The sequence below is a fragment of the Neisseria brasiliensis genome (assembly GCF_009671065.1).
Taxonomy (GTDB): Bacteria; Pseudomonadota; Gammaproteobacteria; order Burkholderiales; family Neisseriaceae; genus Neisseria; species Neisseria brasiliensis.
Map to the genome: position 1 here is coordinate 1,960,170 of NZ_CP046027.1, position 20,825 is coordinate 1,980,994.

The window sequence follows — 20,825 nt, forward strand, 5'->3', positions numbered from 1 at the left end:
TCAGACGGCATTTTTGTTGTATCAATATTTTCTACCATTTTTGTGGCCTGGTTCGATGAATTATTTCTTCTATTACTTTCAAGGAATCTAATTCTAAACCTTCGCAATAAACCAAAAACTCAAACAAATCTAAGCGGCGGTCTCCAGTTTCAACTTTGCCAATAAAAGAATGTACAACATCAAGCCGTTCGGCTAATGCTCTTTGGGATAAGCCAAGCTCAATGCGTCGTGCAGTTAGCATTTGTCGTAAATACAAATGCTCAGTTGAATAAATAGAGAGGCGCAGGTTTTTCATTGCACCGATTTTAGGTACAATGTTATTTGCACCTGTTTTAGGTGCAAATAACATTTAATCTTAAAAGTAGTTTATGAACGCCATCCCTATTTATACAGAAACACCATTTGACAATATTCGTGAACAAATTATTGAAGAATATTTGAGTTTGCAGCAGTCCTATCCTTGGATTGTGACATTTTCAGGCGGTAAAGACAGTACTTTAGTGGCGCATTTGGTTTTTGAGGCTTTGCTTGCTTTGCCTGCCAGTATGCGTAAGCGGGAGGTATTTTTTGTATCCAATGACACATTAGTGGAAAGCCCATTGGTTGTGCAGCATATGCGCGGTGAACTTAATAAAATTTTAAAAGCCGCTAAGATTTTCAAATTGCCGGTTAGTGGTGAGGTTACTACACCAAAATTACAAGAGACATTCTGGACGCTGTTAATTGGTAAAGGTTATCCATCGCCTAATCGCAGTATGCGGTGGTGTACTGACCGTTTAAAAATTCAGCCAACCAGTAAATTTATTTTGGATAAAGTTGCCGAGAATGGTGCAGCCATCATTATTTTAGGTGTACGCAAAGATGAATCCTCTACTCGTAAAGCGAGCATTGAAAGTCACCAAAACCTTACTGATTCTAATCTTACGCCGCATGGTAGTTTGCCCAACGCCTTTGTATATCGCCCAATTGTTGATTTAAGCACTGACGATGTATGGGAGTTTTTAGCAAGCAACAATCCACCGTGGGGTGGTTCACATTCTGCATTGGTCAAACTTTACCGTGAAGCTGCGGGGGGCGAATGTCCAATTGTATTGTCACAGGAAGAAGCGCCTGGTTGTGGTACTAATTCCAGCCGTTTTGGCTGTTGGACATGCACAGTCGTGAATAAAGATAGAAGCTTACAAGGTTTTGTTGATGTGGGAAAAACTGAGTATCAGCCGCTAATTAATTTTAGAGATTGGTTGGTAGAAATCCGTAATAAGCCTGAATACCGCCAAGTCGAGCGGCGCAACGGCACCATCACGATTAAAGATGGTAAGCATATTCCAGGACCGTTTACCGTCGAAGCGAGACAAATGATTTTAGCGAAGTTGTTGGAAATTCAAGCAGTTTACGGGCAGCAATTGATTACGCAGGAAGAAGTCGATTTGATTAAACAGATTTGGGCGGAAGATTTGATTCAATCTCATACAAGGAAAAAAGCATGAACAGGAAAATCGAAGAAAAAGTAGCTGATTTACTACTCTGGAGTGATGAAGCGGCCAAAAAGCTCATGATTGAAATTGCTGAAGAACATGGTGTATCCATTGAAGCATTGGCAGAACTAGTAGCATGGGAGCGCGACCAACAAGAGCGAATTCGCAGACGTGGTATGACAGAAATGTTTGATGAAATTTTTGATAACAAAAACTACTGGAAATAAATTATGTGGATACATTCAATCCGGTTACGGAATTTTAAGTCTTACGATAATGCTGTTTTTCATTTTCCCGAGCCAAAGGATGAGAGAAATATTGTCTTAATTGGTGCTCAAAATGGTCATGGTAAAACCACGCTTTTAGAAGCAGTTTATCTTTGTTTATACGATAAAGATGCGATTAGTCATCTCCAACGAGCTGGTCTCAAAGGTAAAGAAAAAAGTTATGTTGAGTTTCTGCAATCTGCCCTGCATCATCAAGCAGAAATGAAATATGGCCGCAGTGAAATGGTATTAGAACTGGAAATTTGTCAGCACTATCAAGGACAAGAATACGGGTTACGTATCAAAAGAAAATGGTATTTCGATGCTGACGGAAAATACAAACCTACTGATAGTTCAATGATCATCGAATTAGCTAAAAATGGCTATTATGAATTGATTGATGAAGATATGGCAGGAAAATATCTTAATGCATTCGCTTTACCTATTGATTATGCACCTTTTTTCTTTTTTGATGGGGAGAAAATCGTTAAAACGGCAGAAGGAAGTGGTGCGGGGGTTTGGCTTAACCAGGCTCTGAAAGGTTTATTAGGTGTTACTTTATTGGAGAAGTTGCGTGTTAGCTTGAGAGATTATTGTACTAAAAATATTTCTCAAAACAGTAGTAATAAAATGCAGGAAGAATTAGCAAATGCAGAACGTAAGTTAAGCCACGCTGAAGCCCATTTGGATGTGTTTAACGAAGAATTATCTGATGCAAACGCACAATGGCAGCATTGGACAGAAAAACGAGATAGTTTAATGCAACAGCTTGGTGGTGGTAGTGATATACGTTCATCTCAAGATTTAATGGCTCAACGTGAGAAACTAGACAAAGAAATGGCTGAATTCCAAAGCCATATCAAAGCTGCTATTAAAGCCATGCCGCTGGCGTTTTTACCTAGAGGCCGCTTGAACGATTTGCAGAAACAATTAGAGTATGAGAAAAATCGTTTAAACCATGAAGCAGGAAAAAACCAAATTGCCGAAAAAGTTGATGATTTTTGGAATACGTTTGTTGGTAGTGAAAAAGTAAATCAGGCATTAGGGCAAATGGCTGGTGTGATTTTCAGTCAGCCATTACTGAAAGAGGCTGTAGAAGATTGTTGGGAACAATTGTTTTATCCGTTACCTGAAAACTGTGCCGATAAAATCGAACATAATTATCTTTCCGTTAATGCCCATGCTGAAATTCAAAATGAAATCGCTCGTTTGAGTGGTATGCCGCAGGGTGAGATTGGTAAATTGCTTGAAGAAAATGCAAAAAAAGAAGCTGAACGAAAGCATATTATTGCTGAAATAGAAAATTTGAAAGGAACCAACAACGATGAATTGGTTGAACAACTGAAAGAGGCTAATCAGGAAGCCGATAAATATAAAGAACGTACAGGCCATCTGAAAAGTAATTTGATTCAACATGAAAAAACTAAAGAACGCTGTCTTAAAGAAGTTTCTGATTTACAAAATAAAATTAGTGAAAGTAATCCTCAGTTAATTAAATCCCGTCGTGCTGGTGAGATGGATAAAGTAATTGTACGCTTAACAGAGGAATTATTGAAAAAGAAAGTTGAAGCAGTTGGTGAAGCTGCTACACGGATTAACCGTTCGATTGCGCATGATGAACGTATAGACCGCATACGCATTGAAGCAAGTGGAAAAATGGGTTTATTTGGCCGAGACGGATACGAATCACGTGTAGATTTATCAGCAGGACAAATGCAGATTCTCATTATGTCGTTGGTATCAGCATTGGCAGAGGTCACACGCTATCAGGCACCGTTTATCATTGATACTCCGTTAGCTCGTTTGGATGAAGGTCATCGTGAAGGCTTATTTAAGCATTGGAGCAGTTTAAATCAGCAAGTTATTTTATTGTCGCAGGATACAGAAATCACGCCTGAGGTTTATCATCGTTTAGAGCCGCATATCAGTCGTACTTATTTAGTGGAAGCTGAATCTTTGGCAAGTGCCGGCGCGCGTTCGCAGGTTACTGCTGACGTTTATTTTGAATAATCAGCTATCTGAGATATACAGGGAAACATCATGTACCGATTAGAACATACTGATAAAAAGTGGGATACCGACTTTTTTCATACTTTGATGAGTGAAAAGCGAATTATTTCCAGCGAAGAAGCAAAAAAAATTCGTGTTAAGCTCAATGAGGCAGGTGCACTTCCAGCCTTTGATGGCCATTACGATTGGGCAATGTTGTGTATAGGTTATTGTTTTGTTAAGGGCTTCACTGATACTCCAAATAAACTTATTCCAGCACCAAATGCTAAGGGTACGGAGATTGCTTCTTTTCAAACCTGTTTTCAGGATTATTCAAGGCTATGGTTGGTTATGCTAAGTGAGGCATTATTTAGATTGAATCCTGATAAAGATTTAAGTAAAGAAGATTTGTATATATTTATCCATTCGTTATGGCATACAGGAGCAGTGGAGCTGGAACATTTTTGGGAGGGATGTAAGCGCTTTAAGCCTGATGATGAATTAGCAGCTAGACAAATCTTCTTAAATGAGTTAGCTGATTTAGCTGTGAAAAATGCAGGTTTAGGAAAACAAAAAATAGTTTCAGATTACCAAGAAGGAGAGAAAATACCATTCGAGAACCAAGAACAACGCCTGCGTAGTGCATTCATACGCCAAAATATTAGTATCGCAGATTTGAAATTCCATCACGCAGGGGCACGTTATGATATTTATCGTTTGCGTTTGAGCAAATATGCTGATTTAGATAGATATCACCAAGGCTTGTGCTCAGAATTAGGTGTGAAAGAGAGCGCTTTACATATTGTGCCATGTTACAACAATGAAAGTCATGCTTATGATGTGAAGCTGCTACGTGACGAGAATACATGGCATAAATTAGGCGCAGAAAAATTTGCAGAGGCCCTACAAAGTTATAATAAAGATTATATATTGCCTGTGTGTGTAGGAATAGATGAATACGGCAAAGCTCATTTTAAAGATTTGGCTTCTGCACCGCATCTGCTTATTGGTGGTACTACTGGCTCGGGCAAATCTGTATTTGTGCGTACACTATTACGCAGCTTATTTGATTTATGTAAAGGTCAGGACAAGATGGAAGTGGCGATCCTTGATCCAAAAAAAGTTGATTATCGGATATTTGAAAATGAAGAAGATCTTTATGAGGAGCGGATTCTAGATAACTATGATGAAATGTACCAATTTCTTCTTGAAAGTGTAGAAGAATCTGAAAAGCGCTATTTACTTATGAGCCAACATCGAGTTGAAAAAATTGCCCAACTTCCTGAACATATCCGTCCACGTTATCGTGTGATTGTAGTGGATGAGCTAGCTAATTTACTCAAATATCATAATGGAATTGAAAAGCAACTAATGATGTTGGCTGAAAAAGCAAGGGCTTCTGGAATACATTTAATTTTGAGTACCCAGCGTCCTGATGCAAAAATATTAGATGGTACACTGCGTAGTAATTTACCGGCAAGGATTGCACTAAGTGTGCAAAAGTCTACTGAATCTAAGATTATCTTAGATGAAACGGGTGCTGAACTTTTACTTGGTAAAGGTGATCATTTAGTTAAATGGGATAATGGTACTCCGTTTTTTCTGCATGGATTTGATGTGTAGGTTTAAATAGAAAAAAGTCGTCTGAAAAATATTTTTCAGACGGCTTTTTCTATGCACATCTATTATTTCTAATTTATCATAACAAAAAACGATTACAAGAGAAATAATTTATGTTGCGTTATGTATTGCCGTGCTGGGCATTCGGGGTATTGGTGTCGTTCCTGTTGCCTGTGGTGCCGCCGTTGTGGGCGTGGCTTGCGGCGTTTGGATTGATTTTATTGGCAGCTTGGCGTTGGAAACCGGCGGCGGTGTTGTTGTGTATGTTGCTTGGCATGGCTTATGGGGTGTGGCGTACGGAATCGGCATTGGCGCGGCAATGGCCGGTGGCGCGGGTGGAGAATGTGGCGTTGACGGTGGTGGTGGACGATTTGCCGCGCCGTGATGAGCGGCGGGTGCAGTTTGCGGCCAAGGCTTGGGATAAGGATGGCGGTGAGTATCGCTTGATGTTGTCGGATTATCAGCTGCGTGATTGGCCGGTGGGCAGCCGTTGGCAGGTATCGGCGCGGGTGCGGCCGGTGGTGGGGGAAGTGAATTTGCGCGGGCTCAATCGTGAGGCTTGGGCATTGGCCAATGGTGTGGGTGGCATGGGTTCGTTGGGTAAGGGCAGGGTGTTGCTGGCGGAGTCGGGCGGCCTAAATTTGACATTGTGGCGTGAACGCATCAGCCGCAATTGGCAGCAGGCGAATCTTTATGGACACGAGTTTTCAGACGGCATCGGCTTGATGCGGGCATTGGGGATTGGCGAACAATCGGCATTGCGTGCGGAATTGTGGCAGGCGTTTCGGCCTTTGGGTTTGACGCATTTGGTGAGCATTTCGGGGCTGCATGTGACGATGGTGGCGGTGTGGTTTGGTTTTTTGGTGAAACTGTTGCTGCGGGTGCTGCCTGTGGTGCCGAAGCGGCCGAGATTGTGGGTGTTGACGGGCGGTGTGCTGGGGGCGTTGCTGTATGCGGGGTTGGCGGGTTTTGGCGTGCCGACGCAGCGCAGTGTGTTGATGTTGGCGGCGTTTGCTTATGCGTGGTGGCGCGGCAGCGGTTCATCGCCGTGGACGGGCTGGTGGCAGGCTTTGGCGCTGGTGTTGCTGTTTGATCCTTTGGCGGCATTGGGCGTGGGGTTGTGGTTGTCGTTCGGTTTGGTGGCGGCGCTGATTTGGTCGTCGGCAGGCCGTCTGAATGAGCGCGGCTGGTGGTTGGCCGTGCGCGGGCAATGGGCGGCGACTTTGTTGTCGGTGGTGTTGCTGGGCTATATGTTTGCTTCGCTGCCACTGTTGAGCCCGCTGGTGAATGTGGTGGCGATTCCGTGGTTTTCTTGGGTGTTGACACCGCTGGCTTTGCTCAGTTCGGCACTGCCGTTTGCGCCGCTGCAATGGTTGGCGGCGGCGTTGGCGGAATACACGCTGCGGTTTTTGGTGTGGCTGGCAGCGTATTCGCCTGAATTTGCGGTGGCGGCTGCACCTTGGCCGCTGATGGTGTTGGCGGTTTTGGCGGCATTGGTTTTACTGCTGCCACGTGGTACGGCTTTGAAACCGTGGGCTTGCTTGGTGCTGGTTGGATTTGTGTTTTACCGTGTGCAACCTTTGTCGGAAGGCCGTCTGAAAGTGTGGGTGTGGGATGCGGGGCAGGGTTTGTCGGTATTGATGCAAACGCGCGAACACCGTTTGCTGTTCGATACCGGCACGGCGCATGCGGCGGGTGCGGGCATTGTGCCGAGCTTGAATGCGCTGGGCATTCGGCGGCTGGATAAACTGGTGTTGTCGCATCACGACATCGATCACGACGGCGGCTATGCGGCCATTCAGCGCGGCCAACCGCCAGAAAAGCTGCTGGCCGGTCAGCCTGAATTTTATCCGCAGGCCGAGTTTTGCGATGAATCGCAATGGATGTGGGACGGTGTGGCCTTTGAATTTTTAAGGCCGTCTGAAGCGCATTCGGGTAAGGATGACAATGATAAGAGCTGTGTGCTGCGCGTGTTGGCCGACGGGAAGGCGCTGCTGATTACCGGCGATATGGGGCAGAAGGGCGAGCTGGATTTGGTGCAAAAATACGGTGATGCGTTGTATAGCCAAATATTGGTGTTAGGGCATCACGGCAGCAATACCGCCAGCGCGAGTGCATTTTTGAATGCGGTGTCACCGCAATATGCCATAGCTTCAAGCGGTTATGCGAATAGTTACGGCCATCCGACTAAGGCGGTGCAAAACAAAGTTGCGGCGCATGGGGCGACATTGTTGCGTACGGATTTATCGGGTGCACTGGTATTCGAATTGGGCGGTGGGGCGGAAGTTTTTCAAGGCCGTCTGAAACAAGGAAAGTTTTATTGGCAGAAAAAGCCATTTGATTGAGTGAATCCAATCAAAAAATGCGTTCAGACGGCCTGAGCACAAACTTAACAAAAGTATAGTTATCCTTACTTTGTGTGAATTCGGCTGTGGATAATCAGGTTTGTGGATTGAAATTTAAAGAAAAAATTGGATTGTTTAAAAAATAGGCAAAGTAATTTTTATGCAAAAAGCGCTGAATCCGTCAAGCTTAAAGTATGATTTCAGACGGCATTTTGTTGCGAATTGGAGATGGCTTGGGAATAGTCATCACGGGATAAGTTTGGCTGATATCCGTGATTAAAGTGTGTGATGATGTGTGAATCATGTGGATAACTGGTTTTATTGTTTGAATTTTAATGAGAAAAAATTATTGCTCAAAATTTAAGCAATAATAAAGAGGCCGATACCTTTGCAAAAATCGTCAATTTTCAGAAATCTTCAAACCGTCATTCCCGCGTAGGCGGGAATCTAGAACGTAAAATTACTGAAATAATTAAATATTCCTGAAAATTATCAGTCTGGATTCCCGCCTACGCGGGAATGACGGGTATAGTTTTCTTGGTTCAAATTGAGTTTTACAAAAGTCTCAGGCCGTCTGAAAAATTTCTTTTCAGACAGCCTGATAATTGGATACATGAAGCTAGGGTAACAGCTTACCCGGATTCATAATATTGTGCGGATCCAATTGCGCTTTAATGGCGCGCATTAAGGCGATTTCGGCCGCATCGCGCACATGCGGAATCCAATGGTTTTTGATTTCGCCGATGCCGTGTTCGGCTGCGATGGTGCCTTGGTGTTTTAGGATATGTTCATAAACGATGGTGTTGATGATGTTTTCGTATTCATACACTTCGTTGCTTAGGATGTCGGGCAGGAAGGTGTTGTAATGCAGGCTGCCGTCGCCCAAATGACCGAAGCAGACAATTTGGATATCGGCAAAACGAGTTTTTAAGGCGGCGGCGCATTCGGATACAAAATCAGCCACATTTGCAATTGGGGTGGCGATGTCATGCTTAATGCTGGTGCCTAAATTGCGTTGGGAAGCGGAGATGTTTTCGCGCAGAGTCCACAATTCTTGGCGTTCTTGTTCGGATTGTGCTAACACGCTGTTTTCATAGCCTTGGGCATAAAGGTATTCGGCCAATTGATCGGCCAAATCGGTATCAGGAACAGAATCGGTCAATTCCATCAAGATATGCCAATCGGCATCAGTGGGCTTGGTTAATTGACTGAATTCAGACGATAAATCTAAGGCGAAGCGGCTGATAAGCTCGAAGCTGGATAAGCGTTCGGCAAAGTGGCCTTGGATTTGGGTGAGCAGCTTCACCGCTTCATTGATGCTGGCTAAACCAATCCATGCGGTGGCGGTGGTTTGTGGGCGGGCGAAAAGCTTTAAGGTGGCGGCGGTAATCACGCCGAGCGTGCCTTCACTGCCGATAAATAAGTGGCGCAGGTCGTAGCCGGTGGTGTTTTTATGCAGAGGTTGCAGGTGTGAAACCAATTCGCCGTTGGGTAAGACGATTTCCAAGCCTAAGACTAAATCGCGCATCGCACCGTAGCGCAACACATTCAGGCCGCCGGCATTGCAGGCGATGTTGCCGCCGATTTGGCAGGAGCCTTCGCTGGCCAAACTTAAGGGAAACAAGCGGCCGGCATTGGCTGCGGCTTCTTGTGCGTGTTGCAAAATCATGCCGGCTTCGACCGTCATGCTGTTATCCGCCAGATTGATTTCGCGCAGTTTGTTGAGCTTGGAAAGATTAAGCAGCACGCCTTGACGGGCGACCGCCGCGCCGCATAAGCCAGTGTTGCCGCCTTGCGGGGTGATGGTAATGCGATTTTCATGACAAAAGCGCAGGATTTTTTGCACGCTTTTAACGGAATTGGGTTGCAGGATAATATCCGGTGTGGAAGTGAAGCGGCGGCGTTGGTCGATGATGAGCGAGGGGGTTGGCTCGATAATTTCTGAAGCATCGAGAAATGATTGAAACGAGGTGAGTAGCGGGGTATCCATGCTGGCCTGATGATTGGTTTTGTTTTGTGATGAATCAGGATTATAGCGCAAATCTGTAAAGAAGCTGGGTGCAAGTAAAAGGGTATAACAGGCCGTCTGAAAAACAAAAAGCAGGATACTTATAAAAAGTATCCTGCTTTTTTATTCTGAATCAGAATATTAGTTAGCAGCAGAAGCGGCAGAAGCAGCAGCTTCAGTCGCTACGGCAGCAGCAGAAGCGGCTTCGGTAGCAGCATCAGAAGCTTCAGAAGCAGCTTCAACAGTTGCTTCGGTAGCAGCAGAAGCAGCTTCAGTAGCAGCAGAAGCGGCAGCGTCAGCAGCAGAAGCAGCAGCTTCAGTAGCAACAGAGGCAGCAGAAGCAGCTTCAGCAGCAGCATCTTTAGCTGGCTCAGAACCACCACAAGCAGCCAAAGTCAAAGACAACAAAGCAGCAGCAAACAATGAATTTTTCATTTTATAACCTTCTTTTTTAAATCGATTTAAAGTAAAAACTAAAAAACGGCCGCATAGCGGCCTCTACAGTAGAAATTCATTACTGAATTTTCTTAATTATGCCCCACCGTATAAGCCATTGCAACGGCGCACAATTAAGAGAGAGCGCAGAATGAATTGCTTAGTTTGAAAAAATAACAAAATAGCTCCAGATTTTTGGAAATTTTGTAACAATTCTTCAGTAAAATCCCGGCTAAATATTTTTGAATTCAACTATTTATTCTGTTGAATAACAGAGTTTGTGACAATCTCGTGAAAATTTAAGCCAAGTGTTAAATTTTGAGAAATTTTTGCAATTTGGTTGTGGAAAAGCAACAATAAATATTAATTTTGTGAAAAGTCGGGTTTTAATTTGCAAGTGGCGAAAGATGGTGCTTACCGGCTTTTATTAGCGCCGTCAGAATGACACACTTCAAGCAGCGGCTCTGTGTTAGAATGCAGCTTGTATCAACGTGGTAACAATTAACAAGGACGACAAAATGGCGATTGCTAAAAATTCAGTAGTATCCCTGCATTACGAAATGTACGATGCCAACAATCAATTATTGGATAAAACCGAAGAGCCTATCGTGTATCTGCATGGCGGCTACGATGGTATTTTCCCATTGGTTGAAGAAGCATTACACGGCAAAAATGTCGGTGAGACCGTAGAAGTGGCATTGTCGCCTGATGATGCGTTTGGCGAACAAGATCCGGAATTGGTGCGCATTGAAGATGTTGGTGTGTTCCCGGTTGAAGTAGAAGTGGGCATGATGTTTGAAGCCGATGATCCCGAAACCGGCGAAGTATTGATCTATCGTGTAACCGATGTGGCCGACGGTAAAGCCGTGGTTGATGGCAACCATCCTTTGGCCGGCATGAAAGTGTTGTTTAAAGCGACTGTCGACGGTATCCGTGAAGCATCTGCCGAAGAAATCGAACACGGCCATGTACATGGCCCGCATGGTCACCATCACTAATTTGTGAACGGATAATAAAAGGCCGTCTGAAAAGTTTTGACCTGTGTGTCGAACCCTTCAGACGGCCTTTGGTCTGAATGGGTGCAGTCAAACAGTTGATTGAAAAGATTACCAAATCTTGGCTTAAATCAAATCAAGCCGAGAAAAATACGCTTTATTGGCGGCCTACGTCGGATTACATATTTGATACCGCACAATCTATATTAAGATTAGCCTCACCACATTCTTAACCGCAACGGCAGATTTACGCGATGAACTCATTAGAAATACGAGCCGGCGAATACGGCATCGATTTAGGCTTTTACGACATCAATGGCATTTACCATGAAACCATGCCTGAAGTCTTACAGGCCATTCTTCAATCTTTACAGCAAACCGATGTTTCAGACGGCCTGTTTGTCGATACTTTGGTGGTACGCGAGCAGGAAGGGCAAACTTTAGACCTGCCTGCCGCATTTCATTCAGCCGCACAATACCGTTTGGAAAACGAAGCCGGTGAAAGCTGGGCTTTAAATGCCTATGACGACAACGGTAACTTGCGGGTGGCTTTGCCTGAATTGGTCGCCGGCTATTATGTGTTGTCTGCCGACACCGATGGTGCGGTGGTGAAACTGCGCTTAATTGTGGCACCGAAATCCGTTTATCAGCCTAAAGCGCTTTCAGACGGCCTGAGAATGAATGGCCTGACCACGCATCTTTACAGCTTGCGTTCGGAACGAAACTGGGGCATTGGCGACTTCACCGATTTGGCCGATTTGATGGCTTTTGCGGCCGAACAGCAATTGGATTTTATCGGCATTAATCCATTGCATGCACTGTTTACCAGCCGTCCGGCTTATGCCAGCCCATATAGCCCGTCATCGCGCGAATGGCTCAATCCGATTTATTTGGATGTCGCCAAAGTCGCTGCGTTCAGCTATGGCGAAAAAGCCAAAAAATGGCTGGCGCAACCCAATATCCAGCAACGCATCGCCGCCTTGCGCCTGACCGATACCGTGACCTATACCGCTGTTTGGGCGTTTAAGCGTGATGCGCTGCAATTGGCGTTTAATGCGTTTGAAAAAGAAACCTGCGAAGAAGCGCAACGCGAACGCGAAGCCTTTGCCGTGTTTGCTGCTGAAAAGGGCGAAGCCTTGCGTGGTTTCGGCTTGTTTGAAGCCTTAGACCAATATTACAACCAGCCGGGTGAGATAGGCTGGACATCGTGGCCGTCTGAATATCAAGATCCGCAAAGCGAAGCGGTACAGAATTTTGCCAAAGGCCACGAGCGCGAAATTCGTTTTTATATGTGGCTGCAATGGCTGTGTGCGCAACAATTGGCCGAAGTGAACCAAGCCGCGCAAAAACACGGCGTGAAGCTGGGCATTTACGGCGATTTGGCCGTCGGCGTGGCGCGTGGTAGCTCGGATACTTGGCTGAATCGCCGTGATTACTGCATGGATATGTCGGTCGGTGCGCCACCGGATCCGCTGGGCCCGACCGGTCAAAACTGGAATTTGCCGCCACTGAATCCTTATGCACTCAAACACAACGGCTATGAAAAATTCGCCCAATTATTGCGTGAAAACATGCGTTTATATGGTATTTTGCGCATTGACCATGTAATGGCTTTGTGCCGCCTGTGGTGGGTGGTGGGCAGCCAAACCGCCGATCATGGCGCGTATGTGCATTACGATGCCGAAGCGATGTTTGCCATTTTGGCTTTGGAAAGCCAGCGCCATCAATGCGTGATTATCGGTGAAGACTTGGGCACGGTGCCAGATCAGGCGCGGGAATTGCTTTACCGCTATCAGGTGTATTCTTATAAAGTGGTGTATTTCAGTAAAAATGCACAAGGTTTTGAATGGCCGCAAGATTATCCGCATCAAGCGATTGCGGTCATCAGCACCCACGACGTGGCACCATTGGCTGCGTATTGGACCGGTAAAGATTTGGCCACCATGCATCGCTTGGGCACGATTGCCGATGACGAAGCGTTTCAGACGGCCTTACAACAGCGCGAAGACGATAAAGCCGATTTGTTTGCCAAATTAAAACAAAGCCGCTGCTTACCTGAAGATACAGACATGCCGTCTGAAATGACCGAAGGCTTAATGAGTTCGGTGCACCGCTATGCCGCGCAAACTGAGTGCAAACTGCTTGCCCTGCAATTAGAAAACCTGCTGGGCATGAGCGATAACCTCAACGTGCCGGGCGTGGCCGAAGGTTATCCGAATTGGGCGCGCAAAATGCCGGTTACGCTGGAAGATTTCTCTAACCACCGCTTAATGAGCGGACAACTTGCCATGATTGACGAGGTACGCATGAAGAAAAACAGCCACACCAAGGCTTATCACGAGCTGGATTCCGTCGAACGCGACACGGTCGAGAGCCTGTTTTTGGCGACACACAACGATTTGTTTGCTTATCTCGGCCGACACCGTTTGGCAGAAGGCGATGAAGTGGTGCGTACGCTGTTTCCGGGTGCGTTTAGTGTGGACATCGTCAACCGCCACGATGGCAAATTGATTATGCCGTCTGAAAAAATTGATGAACGCGGTTTCTTCGTGGCCGTGTTGCCGGAACATGCGCCCGGCTATGCCTTGAGCGTGAAATACAGCGAACATGGCGAAGCGGTGCGCGAAGAAGATGTGTACCGTTTCGGCACGGCTTTGCAAGACATGGATTCATGGTTGTTGGCAGAAGGCAAGCATTTGCGGCCGTATGAAACTTTAGGCGCGCACTTTGCTGAAGTCGATGGCGTGAAAGGTGTGAGCTTCGCTGTGTGGGCACCGAATGCGCAGCGCGTGTCGGTGATTGGCGAGTTTAACCAGTGGGACGGCCGCCGCCATGTGATGCGCTTCCATCGTGATAATGGCATTTGGGATATGTTTATCCCCGGCATCAAGCTCAACGATTTATACCGCTTTGAAATCCGCGACATTCACGGTAACGTGCGCCAAAAAACCGACCCGTATGCGTTTGCCGCCGAATTGCGGCCGGGTACGGCTTCTGTGGTGCGCGGTTTGCCGGATAAAGTGGCTGAGCCGGAATTCCGCGCCCGCGCCAATGCCATTGATGCGCCAATCAGCATTTACGAAGTGCATTTGGGTTCGTGGAAGCGCAATCCGGAAAACAATTTCTGGCTGACCTATGAGCAGCTGGCAACCGAATTGGTGGCGTATGTGAAAGACATGGGCTTTACCCACATCGAATTGCTGCCGATTTCGGAATATCCGTTTGACGGCTCGTGGGGCTATCAAGCCACTGGTTTGTATGCGCCGACCAGCCGTTTCGGTTCGCCCGATGAATTGCGCGCCTTGATTAAAGCTGCGCACGATGTGGGCATTTGCGTGATTCTCGACTGGGTGGTCGGCCATTTCCCGGTCGACGATCATGGTTTGAACAAATTTGACGGCACCGCTTTATACGAACACGCTGACCCACGCGAAGGCTACCATCAGGATTGGAACACGCTGATTTACAACTTCGGCCGCAATGAAGTGAAAAACTTCCTGCAAGGCAATGCGCTGTATTGGATTGAGCGTTTTGGTTTTGACGGTTTGCGCGTGGATGCGATTGCATCGATGATTAACCGTGATTATTCACGCAAAGAAGGCGAATGGATTCCAAACCAATACGGCGGCAATGAAAACTTGGAAGCAATTGCATTTTTGCATGACACCAACACCATGTTGAAATCAGAAGTGCCAAATTCGACGCAAATTGCCGAAGATTCGACTTCATTTCCAAATGTGACCCGCCAAGAAGGTTTGAATTTCAGCTACAAATGGAATATGGGCTGGATGAACGATACCTTGCGCTACATGCAGGAAGACCCAATCAACCGCAAATACCATCACGACAAAATCACTTTTGCCATGATGTATCAATACAGCGAAAACTTTGTGTTGCCGCTGTCGCATGATGAAGTAGTGCATGGCAAATATTCGCTGTTGGGGCGTATGCCGGGAGATTGCTGGCAGCAGTTTGCCAATTTACGCGCTTATTACGGTTTTATGTTCGGCTTCCCGGGCAAAAAATTGCTGTTTATGGGCAACGAATTTGCGCAAGGCCGCGAGTGGAATTACAACGAAGGCTTGGATTGGTATTTGCTGGAAGAAGAAGGCGGCTGGCACAAAGGCATGCAGGATTATGTGCGCGATTTAAACCACATTTATCAAGCCAACGCACCACTGTATCAGCTTGACCAATGGCCAGAAGGCTTTGAATGGCTGGTGACCGATGATGGCAACAATTCTGTATTCGTATTTGAACGCCGCGACCGCGAAGGCAACACCATTATCGTCATCAGCAACTTTACGCCAGTGGTGCACGATGCCTATCGCTTCGGCGTGAATCAAGCAGGCGTGTATTGTGAAATCATGAATTCCGACCAAACCGCCTATAAAGGCAGCGGCGTGAGTGCCGGTGCGGAAGTGGCAAGTGAAGACATCGCTTCACACGGCAAACCGAATTCACTGTCGGTGAAAATTCCGCCGTTGGCCACCGTGTATTTGTATAAAGCCGCCGATAAGCCTGAAACACTTGAAGCAGAAGAGCTTGAAAGCGATACTGTCGAAGCATAAGCAGTTTATCGGAAACCGCTGTTTCAGAGGCCGTCTGAAACAGCGGTTTAGGCTAAATATAATATAGAAGTTTTGATGTTGGCATGTTCAGACGACTTGAGACCTTTGCAAAATCCCCATCTTTGGCACATTTCTTCGTTATGCGCTGCTCGAAAGCTTGCCTATCTTCGTGATATGTCTGCGCTTCTGCGCTGCTATAACTTTGAACTGTACTCAAATCTGGAGTTTTGCAAAGGTCTCAGCCTGATATGTAAGAAATAGCCACATCATCAGTTTGAATCCATAAGTTGAAATAAGGTAAATGATATGAATGCCGAAGCATGGCATATTGAAGCAGGCCGCCCGTATCCTTTGGGCGTGTCTTTGCGGGAAAACGGGGCGAATTTTGCTGTATTTTCGTATTACGCACAATCGGTTGAATTGTGTTTGTTTGACGGGGAAAAAGAAACGCGCTTAGAACTGCCTTGTCGCTCAGGCACGGTGTTTTACGGCTTTGTGCCCAATATTAAAGCAGGGCAGCGCTATGGTTTTCGTGTGTATGGGCAGGGCTATGGTGCGCATTGTGCTTTTTTCAATCCGCAAAAGCTGCTGATTGACCCTTATTCAAAGCAGATTGACGGCGTGCCGCAATACCGCAACGAAAAAGAAATGGCGTGGTTTCATCATACAGACGGCCGTGATAATGCGGCCATTGCGCCCAAAAGCGTGGTGGTGCCGCCTTCTGATTTTGATTGGGGCGATGACCGCCATCCCGATATTGCTTGGGGCGATACGGTGATTTATGAAGCGCATGTCAAAGGTTTTACCAAGAAATTTCCTGATTTGGCGAATGCGGGTACTTATCAAGCATTGGCCGATAAGCGCGTGATTGCTTATTTGAAAAAATTGGGCATCACCACGATTGAGTTGCTTCCTATACATCAGCATTTGGATGAATACCATTTGCAGAAAATGGGTTTGTCGAATTATTGGGGCTACAACACTTATTCGCATTTTGCGGTAGAACCCGATTACGCGGCTAATCCCGACAATGCCGCCGACGAATTCAGGCAGGCAGCCAAAGCTTTGCATGCGGCCGGTATCGAAGTGATTTTGGATGTTGTCTACAATCACACTGCCGAACAAGACATTGAAGGGCCGACCTTATGTCAACGCGGCATGGATAATTCGCTGTGGTATTGGCAAGACGCGCAGTATGAATATGAAAACTGGTCGGGCTGCGGCAACACACTTAAAGTGGTGAACCGTGACATCAGCCGCTGGGTGATGGATAGCCTGCGCTATTGGGTGGAAGAGTTTCACGTTGACGGCTTCCGCTTTGATTTGGGCACGATTCTCGGCCGCGAACCGGCATTTAAAACTTATGGCCGCTTCTTCAATATGCTGTTTCAAGATCCGCTGTTGGCTGGTCGTAAAATGATTGCCGAAGCGTGGGATATTGGTGAAGACGGCTACCATGTGGGCAAATTCCCACAGCCTTTTGCCGAATGGAATGGCTTGTTCCGCGATGATATGCGCGCTTTTTGGAGCTGGGAAAACGGCAATCTTGGTGCATTTGCTGAGCGTTTGTCGGGTTCTGCCGATATGTTCGACCACAGTGGGCGATTGCCATCGGCCAGCATCAATTTCATCACCGCACACGATGGTTTTACCTTGCAGGATTTGGTGAGCTACAACGAAAAACACAACGAGTCTAACGGCGAGCTAAACCGCGACGGCCACAATGAAAACTTCAGCTACAACCACGGCGTAGAAGGTGAGAGCGATGATCCGTGTGTATTGCAGTCGCGCGAATACACTGTCAAAGCTTTGCTGGCCTCATTATTTTTATCTGCCGGCACGCCGATGTTGCTTTCTGGCGATGAATTCAGCAATAGCCAGCAGGGCAACAACAATGGCTACTGCCAAGATAATGCCATCACATGGCTGGATTGGCTGTCTGAAACGCATGTACTGCAGGATTATGTGCATGATTTGATTGAAATTCGCAAGAAAATCAAATCATTAAATGCAGATAAATGGTGGGATAAAACACACGTCACTTGGCTCAATTCAGACGGCCTTGAAATGACGGATAAATGCTGGAATGACCACAGCGTAAAAGCCATGCAGGTTTTGCTGGATGACGAATGGTTGTTATTGGTGAATGGCAAGCGTAGTACGCAGTTATTTAACCTACCTCAAGGAAGTTGGAAAGTTTCTTGCGTACCATCTGAGAAATTTAATTACGAACCGATGGCTCAGCAATGCGAAGTGTCGCACATGGGTATATGGGTTTTACGCAAAGCGAGTAAAGCATAGATTTTAATAGTGTTTTAATAGAAGCTCAGGTAAAATCGACGCATATCGGTTCTGTTCAGCTCAAGATTGAGTGGTATTCATCTGAGGCCGTCTGAATATATTGGCAGTCGGAAAGATACACTGATTGCCCAGAATTAAACTAATTTTGTAGTTTTACATCGAATTGTATATTGAATTTGATTCAATCCATTTTCCTATTTTTGCCGTCTGAAACCATTCAGACGGCCTGATTTCATCACTGTGTGTTGAAACACACGAAAAAAGAAAGGCTATCATGGCTCAGAAACTTCCTATCTCAGGCTACGATTATGTTATGCCGAAACCGGATGCTGAAACCATCCGCAAATCGATTGTTTACAAACTGATTTTTATTTTGGGTGTTGACCCGAAAGATGCTGATGAGCATCAATGGCTGAATGCCGCCATGCTGGCTGCACGCGATTTAATTGCCGAGGATTTCCTCAAAACCCGCCGCGCCCACATCGAAAACAGCAAACGCATGGTTTACTATCTTTCTATGGAATTCTTGTTGGGCCGCTCGTTTGTCAATGCGTTGATTAACGAGGGCGTGTACGCTGAATTTGAAGAAGCGTTCAAGCAATTGGGCAAAGAATTTGCCGATGTATGCGAACAAGAGCAAGATCCGGGCTTGGGTAACGGTGGTTTGGGTCGCTTGGCTGCGTGTTTCTTGGATTCATTGGCAACCTTGCGCATTCCGGCCATGGGCTACGGCATTCGCTATCAATACGGTATGTTCAAACAAGAAATCGTGGACGGCCAGCAGGTTGAAAAACCCGATTTGTGGCTGGATCAGGATTTGGCATGGCAGTTTGCCCGTCCAAACAAACAATATGCGGTCAGCTTCGGTGGCCAAGTGTTGAACATGGGCGACAAAAAAGAATGGCATCCGAGCGAAGAAATTTCGGCTTGGGCTTATGATGAAATTATTCCTGGCTACGGCGGCGACGTGGCCAACCCATTGCGCTTGTGGACAGCACATGCCGGCAATCTGTTTGATTTGGCCGACTTTAACCGCGGTGATTACGCATCTGCCGTGCGCGCGCAAAACAGCGATGAAAACATTTCCCGCGTGTTGTATCCGAACGACTCAACCGAAAGCGGCCGCGAATTGCGCTTGAAACAAGAATATTTCTTGGTTTCAGCTTCCGTGCAAGACATCATCGCACGCCACAAATGCCGTTTCCCGAATATCCGCACCTTGGCCGATGAAGTAGCGATTCACTTGAACGATACCCATCCGGTATTGGCGATTCCTGAATTGATGCGCATTTTGATCGATGAAGAGGGCTTATCGTGGACTGAAGCATGGAATATTTCCTGCAAAGTGTTCTCTTACACCAACCACACTTTGATGAGCGAAGCCTTGGAAACGTGGTCGGTTGATTTGATGGGTCGCTTGTTGCCGCGCCATTTGGACATTATCTTTGAAATCAATGCTTACTTCCTGAATGCCTTGCGTGCCATTGGTAATTTTGATGATGAATTTGTCAGCCGTGTGTCGATTATTGACGAAACCCATGGCCGCTGTGTGCGCATGGGCTGGTTGGCAGTGATTGGTTCGCACAAAGTCAACGGTGTGGCCAAAATCCACTCTGATTTGATGGTTAACACCATTTTTGCCGACTTTGCCAAAATCTTCCCAGAGCGCTTCACCAATGTGACCAACGGTGTGACCCCGCGCCGCTGGATTAATATTGCCAATCCGGCATTGACTTCATTCTTGGACAAACATTTGGGTGAACAAGATTGGCGTTTGCACTTAGATAATTTGGTCAAACTGAACGACAAAGCCGATGATGCGCAAGTTCAGGCCGAGTTTGCCGAAGTGAAAAAAGCCGCCAAAGTACGCTTGGCCGACTATATCGAAAAAGAGTTGGGCATCAAAGTCAACTCTGACGCTTTGTTTGATATTCAAATCAAACGTATCCACGAATACAAACGCCAAGCCTTGAACGTGATGCACATTGTCGACCGTTACAACAAAATCTTGGAAAACCCGGATGCTGATTGGCAGCCACGCGTGTTTATCTTTGCCGGTAAAGCCGCTTCGGCTTATTACATGGCGAAGAAAATCATTCGCTTGATTAACGATGTGGCCAAAATCATCAACAACGACAGCCGCATCCGCGACTTGATTAAAGTGGTGTACATCCCGAACTACAGCGTGAGCTTGGCGCAAATCATCATTCCTGCCGCCGACTTGCACGAGCAAATCTCATTGGCCGGTACCGAAGCATCAGGCACCAGTAACATGAAATTCGCTTTGAATGGCGCGATTTGTATGGGTACTTTGGATGGCGCCAACGTTGAAATTCTGGATAAAGTTGGTGCGGAACACTGCTACATCTTCGGTAACACTGTTGAACAAGTGGAAGAAATCCGCCGCAATGACTACGATCCATTGAGCTACATCGAGCAAGACCATGACTTGCGCCGTGTGGTCAACCAAATCAGCCACGGCACCTTCTCACCGGAAGAGCCGACCCGCTACAACGATGTTTTGCAGCCTAATGGTGACCATTACCAATTGATGGCCGACTTCCGCAGCTACATCGACACGCAAGCCAAAGCAGATGCGCATTTCAAAGACAAAGCCGCTTGGAACCGCTCTGCCTTGATTAACATTGCCAATATGGGCTTCTTCTCGTCAGACCGCTCGATTGCTGATTATTGTCGCGATATTTGGTACATCAAACCGTTGACTGAAGAAGAGTTGCCACATCGTGCCTAATAAAATGTGATGATGTAAAAGGCCGTCTGAACGTAAAGCTTTCAGACGGCCTTCTTAATGGCGAAGAA

12 protein-coding genes are annotated in these 20,825 nt (G+C 46.3%); 9 read left to right on the top strand and 3 right to left on the bottom strand.

Annotated elements, in window-relative coordinates; genetic code table 11:
- Positions 1 to 31 precede the first annotated feature (31 nt).
- Positions 32 to 295: a helix-turn-helix domain-containing protein gene (locus GJV52_RS09800; protein ID WP_095501701.1), complete on the bottom strand. Its 264-nt coding sequence runs from the start codon at positions 293 to 295 to the stop codon at positions 32 to 34.
- Positions 296 to 368: 73 nt separating this feature from the next.
- Between GJV52_RS09800 and dndC the strand changes: the two genes are divergently transcribed.
- The 5 genes from dndC to GJV52_RS09825 all read left to right on the top strand — a co-directional run bounded on the left by dndC (position 369) and on the right by GJV52_RS09825 (position 7,695).
- Complete coding sequence (gene dndC, locus GJV52_RS09805; RefSeq protein WP_095501663.1) at positions 369 to 1,487, top strand: DNA phosphorothioation system sulfurtransferase DndC; 1,119 nt, start codon at positions 369 to 371, stop codon at positions 1,485 to 1,487.
- Complete coding sequence (locus GJV52_RS09810; RefSeq protein WP_095501662.1) at positions 1,484 to 1,702, top strand: DNA modification system-associated small protein; 219 nt, start codon at positions 1,484 to 1,486, stop codon at positions 1,700 to 1,702. Before dndC ends, GJV52_RS09810 begins: the two co-directional genes overlap by 4 nt.
- A 3-nt stretch (positions 1,703 to 1,705) precedes the next feature.
- The gene (locus tag GJV52_RS09815; RefSeq protein ID WP_100563889.1) at positions 1,706 to 3,751 is read left to right on the top strand and encodes an AAA family ATPase; all 2,046 of its coding nucleotides are present in this window, start codon (positions 1,706 to 1,708) and stop codon (positions 3,749 to 3,751) included.
- 30 nt (positions 3,752 to 3,781) lie between these two features.
- Complete coding sequence (locus GJV52_RS09820) at positions 3,782 to 5,353, top strand: FtsK/SpoIIIE domain-containing protein (protein WP_095501660.1); 1,572 nt, start codon at positions 3,782 to 3,784, stop codon at positions 5,351 to 5,353.
- A 110-nt stretch (positions 5,354 to 5,463) separates the two neighbouring features.
- Positions 5,464 to 7,695 carry a DNA internalization-related competence protein ComEC/Rec2 gene (locus tag GJV52_RS09825; RefSeq protein WP_100563891.1) on the top strand — a complete coding sequence of 744 codons (2,232 nt, stop codon included), beginning with the start codon at positions 5,464 to 5,466 and terminating at the stop codon, positions 7,693 to 7,695.
- 619 nt (positions 7,696 to 8,314) lie between these two features.
- On the opposite strand, the gene GJV52_RS09830 is transcribed toward GJV52_RS09825, so the two are convergent.
- The gene (locus tag GJV52_RS09830; protein WP_095503111.1) at positions 8,315 to 9,685 is read right to left on the bottom strand and encodes an FAD-binding oxidoreductase; all 1,371 of its coding nucleotides are present in this window, start codon (positions 9,683 to 9,685) and stop codon (positions 8,315 to 8,317) included.
- 159 nt (positions 9,686 to 9,844) lie between these two features.
- Positions 9,845 to 10,138 (bottom strand): hypothetical protein, encoded by a 294-nt coding sequence (locus tag GJV52_RS09835; protein ID WP_095503106.1) that lies wholly within the window; start codon positions 10,136 to 10,138, stop codon positions 9,845 to 9,847.
- 518 nt (positions 10,139 to 10,656) lie between these two features.
- Here GJV52_RS09835 and GJV52_RS09840 point away from each other — a divergent pair.
- From GJV52_RS09840 to GJV52_RS09855, 4 genes are all read left to right on the top strand, one after another.
- Entirely contained in the window at positions 10,657 to 11,136 is a 480-nt protein-coding gene (locus tag GJV52_RS09840) for an FKBP-type peptidyl-prolyl cis-trans isomerase (RefSeq protein WP_100563893.1), read from the top strand.
- Positions 11,137 to 11,387: 251 nt separating this feature from the next.
- Positions 11,388 to 15,704: a 1,4-alpha-glucan branching protein GlgB gene (gene glgB, locus GJV52_RS09845; protein ID WP_100563895.1), complete on the top strand. Its 4,317-nt coding sequence runs from the start codon at positions 11,388 to 11,390 to the stop codon at positions 15,702 to 15,704.
- Positions 15,705 to 16,010: 306 nt separating this feature from the next.
- On the top strand, positions 16,011 to 18,005 hold the full coding sequence (gene glgX, locus GJV52_RS09850) for a glycogen debranching protein GlgX (RefSeq protein WP_100563897.1): 1,995 nt from the start codon (positions 16,011 to 16,013) through the stop codon (positions 18,003 to 18,005).
- A 274-nt stretch (positions 18,006 to 18,279) separates the two neighbouring features.
- The gene (locus tag GJV52_RS09855) at positions 18,280 to 20,757 is read left to right on the top strand and encodes a glycogen/starch/alpha-glucan phosphorylase (protein ID WP_369832067.1); all 2,478 of its coding nucleotides are present in this window, start codon (positions 18,280 to 18,282) and stop codon (positions 20,755 to 20,757) included.
- Positions 20,758 to 20,825: the final 68 nt, after the last annotated feature.